Source organism: Streptomyces sp. A18, assembly GCF_059026065.1.
Genome location: NZ_JBWLKL010000012.1, coordinates 60,347 through 74,361 on the forward strand (window position 1 = coordinate 60,347; position 14,015 = coordinate 74,361).

Genomic DNA, 14,015 nt, shown 5'->3' on the forward strand with positions numbered 1-14,015 from the left:
GAACTCCGGGCGGGGTTTCCGGGACGATGCCGCGGGGGCCGTGCGCCCGCGGCTCCGAACCCCCCGTCCTGGGAGGCCCTGTGAAGAAACGCGCCGTCGCCCTGTGCGGCGTCGCCGCGGTGGTGGCCTCAATGGTCACGGCCGCGGTGCCCGCCGCGAGCGCCGACACCGCGAGCGCACCGCGCACGTCCCCGCCCACCTGGAAGAAGTGCGCGACCAAGGACTACCCCACGCTCCAGTGCTCCTCGCTGAAGGTCCCGCTCGACCACGACCGTCCGCACGACCGGCAGATCACCCTCGCGCTCTCCCGCGTCCCGCACACCGCGAAGAAGTCCCAGGGCCCGCTCCTGGTGAACCCGGGTGGTCCCGGCGGCAGCGGTCTGTCCATGGCCGGGTTCGTCGCGAAGACACTGCCGAAGGAGGTGGCGGCGCAGTACGACGTCATCGGCTTCGACCCCCGCGGCGTCGGCAAGAGCAAACCCGCCCTCGACTGCCGGCCCGGCCACTTCGACCCGGTGCGGCCCGACACCGTGCCCAGCACGCACGCCATCGAGAAGGCGAACCTCGACCGCGCGCGGGCCTTCGCGAAGGCCTGCGCCACGAAGTACGCCGACGTCCTGCCGTTCATCGACACGGTGAGCGCGGTCAGGGACATGGACGCGATCCGCGGCGCGCTCGGCGCCAAGAAGATCAACTACTTCGGCTACTCGTACGGCACCTACCTCGGCGCCGTCTACGGGAAGCTCTATCCGGAGCGCGTGCGCCGCATGGTCCTCGACTCCATGGTCGACCCGACGGATGTCTGGTACGACAGCAACATCCAGCAGGACTACGCCTTCGACACCCGCCACAAGGCGTTCATGGCCTGGGTCGCCAAACACCACAAGGCCTACGCGCTGGGCACGGACCCGGCGAAGGTCGAGGCCAAGTGGTACGCGATGCGGGGGGCCGTCGCGAAGAAGCCCGCGGGCAAGAAGGTCGGCGCCGGTGAGCTGGAGGACACCTATCTGCCGGGCGGGTACTTCAACGGCTACTGGCCTTTCCTGGCCGAGGCGTTCAGCTCGTACGTGAACGACAAGGACGCGGACCCGCTCGTCGAGGCGTACGAGAACTTCGGGGCCGTCGACGCCGCCGGCGACAACGGCTACAGCGTCTACGCCGCGGTCCAGTGCCGTGACGCGCCCTGGCCGCGCGACTGGGGCACCTGGCGCGACCACAACTGGCAGGTGCACGAGAAGGCGCGGTTCTCCACCTGGAACAACGCCTGGTACAACGCGCCTTGCGCCTTCTGGCCGACGGACTCGCTCCGGCCGACCGACGTCTCCAACACCCGGCTGCCGCCGACACTCCTGTTCCAGGCGACGGACGACGCGGCGACGCCCTACGAGGGCGGGATCACCCTGCACCGCAAGCTGCACGGTTCGAGCCTGGTGGTCGAGCAGGGGGGCGGCAACCACGGCATCACCCTCTCCGGAAGCACCTGCCTGGACCGGCACTTGGCTACGTACCTGAAGAACGGCAAGGTGCCGCGGAGCGGCGGCGAGGTCGACGCGGTGTGCGAGGCGCTGCCCGACCCGAAGCCCATGAGCACCAAGAGCGGCTCGGGACGCGGGGCCGCGCTGCACGGCCTGCTCCGCTTCCGCGGCTGACGAGCCTTTGGGCCCGCCCGTCCGGGAGCGGGCAACAGCCAAGACCGTCGGGGGCGTTGTCAGACCCATGGGTCAGGATGGACCCATGAGCCGACTGACCCGCATCAGCGCCCCCGACGGCGTCTTCCCCGCCACGGCGTACACGCACGTCGTCATGGGCACCGGCCGCTTCGTCGCGATATCCGGGCAGCTTCCCCTGGACCAGGACGGGGAGTTGGTCGGCGAGGGCGATCCGGCCGCCCAGGCGCGGCAGGTCTTCGACAATCTGCGGCGCTGCCTGCTGGCCGCGGGCGGCGGTTTCGACGACGTGGTGAAACTGACGTACTTCGTCACGGACATGGCGTACATGCCCGCGATCCGCGCCGCGCGGGACGTCCACATGGACCCGGAGCGACTCCCGGCCTCCTCGGCCGTGCAGGTCGCAGGCCTTGTCGCGCCGCAGTTCCTGATGGAGATAGAGGCGTACGCCGTCCTGTGACGCCGGCCAGGCGCCGGAGCTAGGCCGGCAGGCGGGCGAGGGCCGCTGACGCCGCCGCCGCGAGCCGCGGAAAGCTGCACGCCCGCGTCAGGACGGGCCGGGCCCGCGGGTCCCCCAGCGCGCCCAGGCCCTCCACGCACGCCAGCGCGATCTTCCCGTACGGATCGTGCGGGGCGAGCCTGCGGCCCAGGGTGGTGATCAGGGCGGGCGCCGACTCGGGCGCGCGCAGCTCGGTGAGCAGACGCACCGGGTGCAGGGCGTAGGCCACGCGCAGCTCATTGGTGGCCAGGGCGGCTGCCGCCCTGGCCGTACGCGGATCGCCCAGCCTGGCCAGGGCATACGCGGCGGCCGCGCACCGCGAGGGGTCCCGGTGGTTCAGGAGCAGCACCAGGGACTCGAAGGCCCTGCTGTCCCCGGCGGTGCCGAGCCGGACTGCCGCGAGCTCCCGCGCCCACAGTGGCTGCCCCGCCGCGGCGAGCACCTCCGCGAGTTCCTCCACATCGCCGGTCGCGACCAGCCTCTCGTAACTCTCCGAGACTCCCGCCTCGCGCCGTAAGCGTTCCGTCACCGTGCGCAACTCCACGTCCATGACGGGGAGCCTATCCGCGATGCAGATCACAAACCCCGGGGACTGGCGCGCTCGTTACTCGCCGGTTAATCTCATGTGAGCGGGGCACACTCCCCGTGAGCAGTACCCCTCCTCATGGCGGCCTGGTGACGCAGCCGTCGTGAGTGTCTGTCGGTTCGGTGCTTCGAGCACCTCAGCTCCACCCAGTACGACGCGGCTCCGGGACAGAGCCGGTCGGCTCCTCACGGGCGTGCGCGTTCTCGCCGTCCGGTCACGACACACAGCAGCTCACCCCCCGTACGCCGCGCCGCCGTTGCCGCGCACCGTGCGCCCCTCAGTCGTCACTCACTTCCTGGAGTCCACACATGGACACTCCCTTGAACACCGTCGCCGTGATCGGTCTCGGCACCATGGGCACCGGCATCGCCGAGGTCCTGGCCCGCGCCGGACGCGAGGTCATCGGCATCGACATCAGCGAGGCCGCGGGCGCCCAGGCCGTCGCCGCCATCGAGTCGTCGACCGCGCGTGCCGTGCGCCGCGAGCACCTCACCGAGGACGAACGGCGTGACGCCCTCGCCCGCGTCCGCGTCTTCACCGACCTGCAGGCAGCGGCCGAAGCCGACCTGGTGATCGAGGTCGCCCCGGAGTCGTACGAGATCAAGCAGCAGCTCATCCGTGAACTCGACGGCATCGTGCGCCCCGAGACGATCATCGCGACCGGCACGAACGCCCTGTCCGTGACGCGTCTGGCCGCCGAGTCGCAGCGCCCCGAGCGGGTGCTCGGCCTGCACTTCTTCAACCCGGCCCCGGCGATGAAGCTGGTCGAGGTGGTCTCCTCCGTGCTGACCGCGCCCGCGGCTGTCGCCTCCGTCACCGACCTCGCGTACGCCCTGGGCAAGGAGCCCGTCGCGGTCGGCGACCGTCCTGGCTTCGTCGCCGACGGCCTGCTCTTCGGCTACCTCAACCAGGCAGCGGCGATGTACGAGGCGAAGTACGCGTCCCGCGAGGACATCGACGCCGCGATGCGCCTCGGCTGCGGCCTTCCGATGGGCCCCCTCGCGCTGCTCGACCTGATCGGCGTCGACACCGCGCGCACGGTCCTGGACGCGATGTACTCCGAGTCCCACGACCGGCTGCACGCCCCCTCCCCGATCCTCAAGCAGCTCAGCGAGGCAGGCCTGACCGGGCGCAAGTCGGGGCGCGGTTTCTATTCGTACGAGGAGCCGGGCAGTTCGGTCGCCGTGCGTGACGCACTGACCCCGCCGGAAGACGGGCGGCAGAGCGGCGGGCGCACCATCCGGTCGGTCGGCGTCGCGGGCTCCGGGACCATGGCATCCGGCATCGCCGAGGTCTTCGCCAAGGCGGGCTACGACGTGGTGCTCGCCGCGCGCAGCGAGGAGAAGGCGGAGAAGGCCAAGTCCCGTATCGGCAAGTCTCTTTCGCGCTCTGTCGACAAGGGGCGGATGACGGCGGAGACCGCGGCCAAGACCCTGGACCGGATCACTCCTGCCGGTACGTACGAGGCGTTCTCCGATGTCGATCTGGCCCTGGAGGCGGTCGCCGAGGACCTGGAGATCAAGCAGCAGCTGTTCGCGGCGCTCGACAAGGTCTGCAAGCCGGGCGCGATCCTGGCCACCACGACCTCGTCCCTGCCGGTCGTCGCCTGCGCCCGCGCCACCTCGCGTCCCGGTGACGTGATCGGCATGCACTTCTTCAACCCGGCACCGGCGATGAAGCTGGTCGAGGTGGTCCGCACGGTCCTCACGGACGACGACGTGCACGCGACGGTCCGCCAGGTCTGCGCGACCATCAAGAAACACCCCGTGGACTGCGGCGACCGCGCGGGCTTCATCGTGAACGCGCTCCTGTTCCCCTACCTCAACAACGCGATCAAGATGGTCCAGGAGCACTACGCGACGCTCGACGACATCGACGCCGCCATGAAGCTCGGCGGCGGCTACCCCATGGGCCCCTTCGAGCTCCTGGACGTCGTCGGCCTGGACGTCTCGCTGGCCATCGAGAAGGTCCTGCACCGCGAGTTCCGCGACCCGGGCCTGGCCCCCGCACCCCTGCTCGAACACCTGGTGGCCGCGGGCTGCCTCGGCCGCAAGACCGGCCGCGGCTTCCGCGAATATGCCCGACGGTAGGCCGGGACCGGACGGGGGCGCGCCTGAGACAAGACCGCGCGCGTACTGGGGCGGGCTGCTCGAACCCTCGGGCAGCCCCGTCCCGCAGGAGCACTCGGCTGCGCATATGCAGTACGTTCGGGTCATGCCCAAGGCCGCCAAGTCCTCACGTACGCCCGCTACGCCCGACGCTCCGGAGAGCGCGGCCGGCAGCCGCGCCGCCGCCCAACGTCTCAAGATGCGCCGGGAGCTGGCCGCGGCGGCGATGGAACTCTTCGCGTCCAAGGGGTATGAGGCGACGACGGTCGACGAGATCGCCGCGCAGGCCGGGGTCGCGCGGCGGACCTTCTTCCGGCACTTCCGCTCCAAGGAAGAGGCGATCTTCCCGGACCACGACGACACCTTGATCCGGGCGGAGGCGGTCCTCAACGCGGCGCCGCCGCACGAGCACCCGCTGGACACGGTGTGCCGCGGCATCAAGGAAGTCATGAAGATGTACGCGGCGTCGCCCGCCGTCTCCGTCGAGCGCTACCGTCTGACGCGCGAGGTGCCCACGTTGCGCGAGCGGGAGATCGCCTCGGTGGCCCGCTACGAACGGCTCTTCACGCGCTACCTCCTGGGCCACTTCGACGAGCAGGCCCACCACGACGGCAACGACGATCCGCTGCTCGCGGAGGTCGCGGCGTCGGCGGTGGTGACCGCGCACAACCACGTCCTGCGCCGGTGGCTGCGTGCGGGCGGCCAGGGCGACGTGGAGACCCAGCTGGACCATGCCTTCGCCATCGTCCGCAGGACGTTCGGTTCGGGCATCGGGGCCGGGCGGGACACGACCACCGCTCCGGCGGCCTCGGTGAGCACCGGCGGCGATGTCCTGGTCACCGTGGCCCGGACGGACGCACCGCTGGACGAGATCATGCGGACGATCGAGAAGGCGCTGCGGGAGTCGTAGATCCCGTCCGTTGCGGGATGCGTAGATCTCGTTTCAGGCCTTTTTGTCCTCGGCTTTTGAGGGGGCGCTACCCACCGGTAGCGCCCCCTCCGTCATGCGGTCACACCCTCTGACCTGCAGTGATCGATCATCCATCAAAAATTACTGGCACTCAGTGTCTTGCCGACTGGCACGCGGTGTCATACGTTGATGTTGTCCGGGCGGCCGGCGTGCAGAGAACTTCCGTACGCCGGCTGTCCCCACAAGCCACGGCTCGTGCGCCCGGACGCCTGCGTCACAGGCAACCTCCCGCGCCACACCAAGCGCTGCCGAGCATCACCTTCGCCGAACCGACGGCACACCCTCCACCACCTGCACCAGCAGCACCCGACGTAACCCTCAAGAGCGTGCTCCCCTCAGAGGGGGGCCGCACTTCGCCGGAGGCAACACCGTGAAGGAAATCCTGGACGCGATCCAGTCGCCGGACTCCACTCCCGCCGACTTCGCCGCTCTTCCGCTCCCCGACTCGTACCGCGCGATCACCGTGCACAAGGACGAGGCGGAGATGTTCGCCGGGCTCGAGACCCGCGACAAGGACCCCCGCAAGTCGCTGCACCTGGACGACGTGCCGGTGCCCGAACTCGGGCCGGGCGAGGCCCTGGTGGCCGTCATGGCCTCCTCGGTCAACTACAACTCCGTGTGGACCTCGATCTTCGAGCCGGTGTCCACCTTCAGCTTCCTGGAGCGCTACGGCCGCCTGAGCGAGCTCACCAAGCGCCACGACCTGCCGTACCACGTCATTGGCTCCGACCTCGCGGGCGTCGTCCTGCGCACCGGGCCCGGCGTGAACGCCTGGAACCCGGGCGACGAGGTCGTCGCGCACTGCCTGAGCGTCGAGCTGGAGTCCTCCGACGGCCACAACGACACGATGCTCGACCCCGAGCAGCGCATCTGGGGCTTCGAGACCAACTTCGGCGGGCTCGCCGAGATCGCCCTGGTCAAGTCCAACCAGCTCATGCCCAAGCCGGACCACCTGAGCTGGGAGGAGGCCGCTTCCCCCGGCCTGGTGAACTCCACCGCCTACCGCCAGCTCGTGTCGCGCAACGGCGCCGGGATGAAGCAGGGCGACAACGTCCTGATCTGGGGCGCGAGCGGCGGTCTCGGCTCGTACGCCACCCAGTTCGCCCTGGCCGGCGGCGCCAACCCCATCTGTGTCGTCTCCAGCGAGCAGAAGGCGGACATCTGCCGCGCGATGGGCGCCGACGCGATCATCGACCGCAACGCCGAGGGCTACAAGTTCTGGAAGGACGAGCACAACCAGGACCCCAAGGAGTGGAAGCGCTTCGGCAAGCGCATCCGCGAGCTGACCGGCGGCGAGGACGTGGACATCGTCTTCGAGCACCCCGGCCGCGAGACCTTCGGTGCCTCGGTCTACGTCACCCGCAAGGGCGGCACGATCGTCACCTGCGCCTCGACCTCGGGCTACAACCACGAGTACGACAACCGCTACCTGTGGATGTCCCTGAAGCGGATCATCGGCTCGCACTTCGCGAACTACCGCGAGGCCTGGGAGGCCAACCGCCTCATCGCCAAGGGCAAGATCCACCCCACCCTCTCCCGCGTCTACTCCCTGGAGGAGACCGGGCAGGCCGCCTACGACGTGCACCGCAACCTCCACCAGGGCAAGGTCGGCGTCCTCGCCCTCGCGCCCCAGGAAGGCCTCGGCGTGCGCGACCCGGAGATGCGGGCCGAGCACATCGACGCGATCAACCGCTTCCGGAACGTCTGAGGGCTGAGGGTTCGCACATGACAGAGCGTCAGAAGGACCGGCCGTGGCTCATGCGGACCTATGCCGGTCACTCCACGGCCGAGGCGTCCAACGAGCTGTACCGGCGCAATCTCGCCAAGGGTCAGACGGGCCTCTCGGTCGCGTTCGACCTGCCCACGCAGACCGGCTACGACCCGGACCACATCCTCGCCCGCGGTGAGGTCGGCCGGGTCGGCGTCCCCGTCTCGCACGTGGGCGACATGCGCCGTCTTTTCCAGGACATCCCCCTGGAGCAGATGAACACCTCGATGACGATCAATGCCACGGCCATGTGGCTCCTGGCGCTCTATCAGGTGGTGGCGGAGGAGCAGGGCGTGGACATCACGCAGCTCCAGGGGACGACGCAGAACGACATCGTCAAGGAGTACCTCTCGCGCGGGACGCACGTCTTCCCGCCGGTGCCCTCCCTCCGCCTCACCACCGACATGATCACGTACACGGTGGCGCACATCCCCAAGTGGAACCCGATCAACATCTGCAGCTACCACCTGCAGGAGGCCGGGGCCACTCCGGTGCAGGAGATCGCGTACGCGATGTCCACCGCCGTCGCCGTCCTCGACGCCGTGCGCGACTCCGGGCAGGTGCCCCAGGAGAAGTTCGGTGACGTCGTCGCCCGTATCTCCTTCTTCGTGAACGCGGGCGTCCGCTTCGTCGAGGAGATGTGCAAGATGCGGGCGTTCGGCCGCATCTGGGACCGGATCACGCGCGAGCGGTACGGCATCACCGACCCCAAGCAGCGCCGTTTCCGCTACGGCGTGCAGGTCAACTCCCTCGGCCTGACCGAGGCGCAGCCCGAGAACAACGTCCAGCGCATCGTCCTGGAGATGCTGGCCGTCACGCTCTCCAAGGACGCACGCGCGCGTGCCGTGCAGCTTCCCGCCTGGAACGAGGCCCTCGGTCTGCCCAGGCCGTGGGACCAGCAGTGGTCGCTGCGCATACAGCAGGTCCTCGCCCTGGAGAGCGATCTCCTGGAGTACGAGGACATCTTCGAGGGCAGCCACGTCATCGAGGCCAAGGTGGAGTCCCTCGTCGAGGAGTCGCTCGCCGAGATGGACCGCATCGAGCAGATGGGCGGCGCGATGGCCGCCGTCGAGTCCGGCTATCTGAAGTCTCAGCTGGTCTCCTCGCACGCCGAGCGCAGGGCGCGCATCGAGTCGGGCGAGGAGAAGATCGTCGGCGTCAACGCCTACGAGTCGACCGAGCCGAACCCGCTCACCGCGGACCTGGACACCGCGATCATGACGGTCGACCCGGCGGTCGAGAACCGCGTCGTGAACGCCCTCAAGCACTGGCGCGACACCCGCTACCAGCCGCCGTTCAACCACCCGCGCCCCTGCAAGGCCCTGGAACGCCTCAAGGAGGTCGCCGCGGGCACGGGCAACCTCATGGAGGCCACCCTGGAGTGCGCACGCGCCGGTGTGACGACCGGGGAGTGGTCCGGCGCCCTGCGGGAGGTCTTCGGGGAGTTCCGGGCGCCCACGGGTGTCTCCAGCGCTCCGGTGACCGCCGCCGCGGAGGCGGGCACGCCGCTCGCCCTCGTCCGCGACAAGGTCGCCAAGACCGCCGCCGACCTCGGCACCGGCAAGCTGCGCTTCCTGGTCGGCAAGCCGGGCCTTGACGGGCACTCGAACGGAGCCGAGCAGATCGCGGTGCGCGCCCGTGACGCCGGTTTCGAGGTGGTCTACCAGGGCATCAGGCTGACGCCCGAGCAGATCGTCGACGCCGCGCTCGCCGAGGACGTACACGCCGTGGGTCTGTCCATCCTCTCCGGCTCGCACGCGCAGCTCGTGCCGGACGTCCTGGTGCGCCTGCGTGAGGCGGGCGCGCCCGACATCCCCGTCATCGCGGGCGGCATCATCCCCAACAGCGACGCCGAGGACCTGAAGGCGGCCGGTGTGGCCGCCGTCTTCACCCCCAAGGACTTCGGCATCACCGAGATCATCGGCCGTATCGTCGACGAGATCCGGAAAGCGAACAAGCTCGACCCTCTGGAGGTCCCCGCATGACCGCGCCCATCAACCGCCTTCGTCCGCGCCGCTCCTGTCTGGCGGTACCGGGTTCGAACCCGCGCTTCCTGGAGAAGGCCCAGGGCCTCCCCGCCGACCAGGTCTTCCTCGACCTTGAGGACGCCTGCGCGCCGCTCGCCAAGCCGGAGGCCCGGCACACGATCGTGAAGTTCCTCAACGAGGGCGACTGGACGGGCAAGACGCGGGTCGTGCGCGTCAACGACTGGACGACCGAGTGGACGTACCGCGACGTCGTCACGGTCGTCGAGGGCGCGGGCCAGAACCTCGACTGCATCATGCTGCCGAAGGTGCAGACCGCCGACCAGGTCGTCGCGCTGGACTTCCTGCTCACGCAGATCGAGAAGACGATGGGCTTCGAGGTCGGCAAGATCGGCATCGAGGCACAGATCGAGAACGCGCAGGGCCTGAACAACGTCAACGCGATCGCGCAGGCGTCGCCACGCGTCGAGACGATCATCTTCGGCCCGGCCGACTTCATGGCGTCGATCAACATGAAGTCCCTGGTCGTCGGCGAGCAGCCGCCCGGCTACCCGGCGGACGCCTACCACTTCATCCTGATGAAGATCCTGATGGCCGCCCGCGCCAACAACCTCCAGGCGATCGACGGCCCGTACCTCCAGATCAAGAACGTCGACGGCTACCGCGAGGTGGCGAACCGCGCCGCCGCGCTCGGCTTCGACGGCAAGTGGGTCCTGCACCCCGGCCAGGTCGACGCCGCCAACGAGGTCTTCTCGCCCTCCCAGGAGGACTACGACCACGCCGAGCTGATCCTGGACGCCTACGACTTCTACACCTCCGAGGCGGGTGGCAAGAAGGGCTCCGCGATGCTCGGCGACGAGATGATCGACGAGGCCAGCCGCAAGATGGCGCTCGTCATCTCCGGCAAGGGGCGCGCCGCCGGCATGACCCGTACCTCCAAGTTCGAAGCCCCGGAGGCCTGACATGCAGTTCGGCCGCACCTACGAAGAGTTCACCGTCGGGGACGTCTACAAGCACTGGCCGGGAAAGACGGTCACCGAGTACGACGACCACCTCTTCTGCCTCCTGACGATGAACCACCACCCCCTCCACATGGACAGCAACTATGCGGAGCAGACGACGGACTTCGGGAAGAACGTCGTCGTGGGCAACTACATCTACTCGCTGCTTCTCGGCATGTCCGTGCCGGACGTCTCGGGCAAGGCGATCGCCAACCTGGAGGTCGAGTCGCTCAAGCACGTGGCGCCGACCTTCCACGGCGACACGATCTACGGCGAGACCACGGTCCTCGACAAGACTCCGTCGAAGTCCAAGAACGACCGCGGGATCGTCTACGTCGAGACCAAGGGCTACAAGCAGGACGGCACGCTCGTCTGCGTGTTCCGCCGCAAGGTGATGGTCCCCACCGAGACGTACATCAAGGAGCGCGGCGGCGAGCAGCCCGGCCGCCCGGAGCTGAAGAGCCAGGAGAAGTAAGCGATGAGCCGACTCGCGCAGACCGCAGGTCTCACCGACATCCAGCAGGAGATCCTGTCCACGGTCCGGGACTTCGTCGACAAGGAGATCATCCCGGTCGCCACGGAGCTGGAGCACCGTGACGAGTACCCGCAGCAGATCGTGGACGGCCTCAAGGAGTTGGGCCTCTTCGGGCTCATGATCCCGGAGGAGTACGGCGGTCTGGGCGAGTCGCTGCTCACGTACGCACTGTGCGTCGAGGAGATAGCGCGTGGCTGGATGTCGGTCTCCGGCATCATCAACACCCACTTCATCGTCGCCTACATGCTCAAGCAGCACGGGACGCAGGAGCAGAAGGACACCTTCCTGCCGCGCATGGCGGCCGGCGAGGTGCGCGGCGCGTTCTCCATGTCGGAGCCCGGACTCGGCTCCGACGTGTCGGCGATCACGTCCAAGGGCGTCAAGGACGGCGACGAGTACGTCCTCAACGGTCAGAAGATGTGGCTGACCAACGGCGGAACGTCGACTCTGGTGGCCGTTCTGTGCCGGAGTGACGAAGGACACCCGGAGGGCACGGCCCCCCACAAGTCGATGACGACCTTCCTCGTCGAGAAGGAGCCCGGCTTCGGAGAGGTCCGCCCCGGCCTCACCATCCCCGGCAAGATCGACAAGATGGGTTACAAGGGCGTCGACACGACCGAACTCATCATGGACGGACTGCGAATTCCGGCCAATCGCGTGCTCGGCGGGACCACCGGACGCGGTTTTTACCAAATGATGGACGGCGTCGAGGTCGGCCGCGTGAATGTCGCGGCGCGTGGCTGCGGGGTCGCTCAGCGTGCATTTGAGCTCGGTGTCTCATATGCCCAGCAACGCCACACTTTCGGCAAGGCGATCGCCCAGCACCAGGCGATTCAGTTCAAGCTGGCCGAGATGGCTACCAAGGTCGAGGCCGCTCATGCGATGATGGTGAATGCAGCACGCAAAAAGGACTCCGGGGAACGAAACGACCTCGAAGCAGGGATGGCGAAGTACCTCGCATCCGAATACTGCAAAGAAGTCGTAGAGGACGCGTTCCGGATTCATGGCGGTTACGGCTTCTCGAAGGAGTACGAGATCGAGCGCTTGTACCGTGAGGCTCCGATGCTGCTGATCGGCGAAGGTACCGCCGAGATCCAGAAAATGATCATTGGGCGGCGACTGCTCGAAGAGTATCGATTCCAGGGCTAGATGCCCGATATGGGGTGTTTTCATCGAGAAGAAGGTCACACCCTGTCAACACTCTTCGGCCGTCGACTCCGCTTCCTGGCTTGCCCAGTTGTGGCTCGCAACCGATACCATCCGGAAAAAGCCGCCGTCCCCCGTTCACTGCGCGGCATCATCCGCTACGAAGGTCATCCATGCCCCACAGCCAAACCTCTGCACCACGCGACAGCCTCGCTGGCGTACGCCTTGCGCGCGGAGCATCGCCGTGGCTCCTGCCGACTGTCGCCACCGCGGCGCTCAGCCTCGTGCGTGCGCGTCGCGCTCCCAAGCCGGGGGTTGCCGCGGCCATCGCCGTGCCCGCCACCGCCTTGGCGGCGGGCATGCTGTGGTTCTTCCGCGACCCCGAGCGCGACATCGCCCAGGGCCGGGTCATCTCCCCGGCCGACGGCGTGGTGCAGAGCATCATGCCGTGGAAGGACGGGCGTACCCGCGTCGCGATCTTCATGAGCCCGCTGAACGTCCACGTCAACCGCGCGCCCCTCGCGGGCACGGTGACGTCCGTGGAGCACATCCCCGGCGGGTTCGTCCCGGCGTTCAACAAGGAGAGCGAGAACAACGAGCGCGTTGTCTGGCACTTCGACACCGAGCTCGGTGACATCGAGATGATCCAGATCGCGGGCGCCGTCGCACGACGCATCGTTCCCTACGTGCCGCAGGGCACGAAGGTGGAGCAAGGCGAACGGATCGGCCTGATCCGCTTCGGCTCCCGCGTCGACATCTACCTCCCCGAGGGTGTCGAAGTGGACGTCGAGGTCGGTCAGAAGACCGTGGCTGGGGTGACTCGCATTGACCGTGGTTGATCCTGAGACTCAAGCGGGCTGGGTGCCCGAGGCGGCGGAGGACGAGGCCGACGAGGAGATGCCTCTCTCACTCCGCCTCTCAATAGCGGACACCCTCACGCTCGGTAACGCCACGTGCGGGTTCATGGCGGTGTACTTCACCACCACGGGCATCCTCATCCCGCACCTGCAGGGCAGCAACGAAAGCGGCATGGCGCGGCACTCCGCCGCGACTGCCGTGATCCTGATGCTCTGCGCGGCCGTCTTCGACCTCTTCGACGGGCTCGTGGCGCGCAAGCTGCGGTCCTCGCCGATGGGTGCGGAGCTCGACAACCTGTCGGACCTGATCAGCTTCGGTCTGGCCCCCGCGTACTTCGTGCTCGTCTACGGCATGGTCGCCGACGACGCGCACCAGAGAGTGGCCGCGGTCGGAGCGATCGTGGTGCTCCTGGCGGTGGTGCTGCGGCTTGCGCGGTTCAGTTGCGTGACCGTGAAGGACGGCACCTTCCAGGGCATGCCATCGCCCTTCGGTGCGCTCACGGTCGTCTCGATCGTGCTCCTGGAGCTGCCCTTCTGGGCGACGCTCATGGCGATCATCGGCACGGCGTGGCTCATGGTCAGCCGGGTCGAGTACCCCAAGCCGCGGGGTCCCCTCGCGGTGGCGATGCTCGCGTGGATCGTCGCGGCCATGGGGCTGCTCGCGGCCTGGGCGTTCGACGCGCCCGGCGGCCTGCTGCTCCTGCAGACCGGCTGCGCGCTCCAAGTCGTCCTCGGCGCGGTGATCCCCCTCTTCGCCACGGCACGGAGGGTGAACAACTTCCGGGACAACCGGCGTGAGGCGCGGGCGGCGCAGCTGCCGTAGCGGCTTCCGTACGTAGTCCGAAGGGGCCCGAACCACTATGGTTCGGGCCCCTTCTGGTCTGTCCGGATCC

Annotated in this window: 12 protein-coding genes; 11 read left to right on the forward strand and 1 reads right to left on the reverse strand. The window is 68.5% G+C overall.

Translation table 11 applies throughout. The annotated features are described in order from the left end of the window. The first annotated feature begins 80 nt into the window (after positions 1–80). Together AC5P1C_RS20650 and AC5P1C_RS20655 are read left to right on the forward strand one after the other, a co-directional pair. On the forward strand, positions 81–1,649 hold the full coding sequence (locus tag AC5P1C_RS20650; RefSeq protein WP_493867348.1) for an alpha/beta hydrolase: 1,569 nt from the start codon (positions 81–83) through the stop codon (positions 1,647–1,649). An 85-nt stretch (positions 1,650–1,734) separates the two neighbouring features. Continuing rightward, a complete protein-coding gene (locus tag AC5P1C_RS20655; RefSeq protein WP_493867349.1) occupies positions 1,735–2,127 on the forward strand; it encodes a RidA family protein in 393 nt (130 codons plus the stop codon). Positions 2,128–2,146: 19 nt separating this feature from the next. Here the strand turns inward: AC5P1C_RS20655 and AC5P1C_RS20660 are convergent, their stop codons facing one another. Then, entirely contained in the window at positions 2,147–2,716 is a 570-nt protein-coding gene (locus AC5P1C_RS20660) for an adenylosuccinate lyase (RefSeq protein ID WP_493867350.1), read from the reverse strand. Positions 2,717–3,060: 344 nt separating this feature from the next. Here AC5P1C_RS20660 and AC5P1C_RS20665 point away from each other — a divergent pair, with 344 nt between their 5' ends. The 9 genes from AC5P1C_RS20665 to pssA all read left to right on the forward strand — a co-directional run bounded on the left by AC5P1C_RS20665 (position 3,061) and on the right by pssA (position 13,945). Further along, positions 3,061–4,842, forward strand: a complete 1,782-nt coding sequence (locus AC5P1C_RS20665) for a 3-hydroxyacyl-CoA dehydrogenase family protein (protein ID WP_493867351.1) — start codon at positions 3,061–3,063, stop codon at positions 4,840–4,842. A 124-nt stretch (positions 4,843–4,966) separates the two neighbouring features. Further along, the gene (locus AC5P1C_RS20670) at positions 4,967–5,770 is read left to right on the forward strand and encodes a TetR family transcriptional regulator (protein ID WP_237330317.1); all 804 of its coding nucleotides are present in this window, start codon (positions 4,967–4,969) and stop codon (positions 5,768–5,770) included. A gap of 430 nt (positions 5,771–6,200) precedes the next feature. Next, the gene (gene ccrA / locus AC5P1C_RS20675; RefSeq protein ID WP_493867352.1) at positions 6,201–7,538 is read left to right on the forward strand and encodes a crotonyl-CoA carboxylase/reductase; all 1,338 of its coding nucleotides are present in this window, start codon (positions 6,201–6,203) and stop codon (positions 7,536–7,538) included. A 17-nt stretch (positions 7,539–7,555) separates the two neighbouring features. Then, the gene (locus AC5P1C_RS20680) at positions 7,556–9,583 is read left to right on the forward strand and encodes a protein meaA (protein ID WP_493867353.1); all 2,028 of its coding nucleotides are present in this window, start codon (positions 7,556–7,558) and stop codon (positions 9,581–9,583) included. Then, positions 9,580–10,545, forward strand: coding sequence for an HpcH/HpaI aldolase/citrate lyase family protein (locus AC5P1C_RS20685; protein WP_160508253.1), 966 nt, complete (start codon positions 9,580–9,582; stop codon positions 10,543–10,545). Before AC5P1C_RS20680 ends, AC5P1C_RS20685 begins: the two co-directional genes overlap by 4 nt. Position 10,546: 1 nt before the next feature. Continuing rightward, a complete protein-coding gene (locus AC5P1C_RS20690) occupies positions 10,547–11,059 on the forward strand; it encodes a MaoC family dehydratase (RefSeq protein ID WP_493867354.1) in 513 nt (170 codons plus the stop codon). A 3-nt stretch (positions 11,060–11,062) separates the two neighbouring features. Then, entirely contained in the window at positions 11,063–12,268 is a 1,206-nt protein-coding gene (locus AC5P1C_RS20695; protein WP_493867355.1) for an acyl-CoA dehydrogenase family protein, read from the forward strand. Between the two features lie 170 nt (positions 12,269–12,438). Beyond that, complete coding sequence (locus AC5P1C_RS20700) at positions 12,439–13,104, forward strand: phosphatidylserine decarboxylase (RefSeq protein WP_493867356.1); 666 nt, start codon at positions 12,439–12,441, stop codon at positions 13,102–13,104. After that, positions 13,091–13,945 carry a CDP-diacylglycerol--serine O-phosphatidyltransferase gene (gene pssA / locus AC5P1C_RS20705; RefSeq protein ID WP_344528700.1) on the forward strand — a complete coding sequence of 285 codons (855 nt, stop codon included), beginning with the start codon at positions 13,091–13,093 and terminating at the stop codon, positions 13,943–13,945. The genes AC5P1C_RS20700 and pssA overlap by 14 nt, the downstream gene beginning before the upstream one ends. Positions 13,946–14,015: the final 70 nt, after the last annotated feature.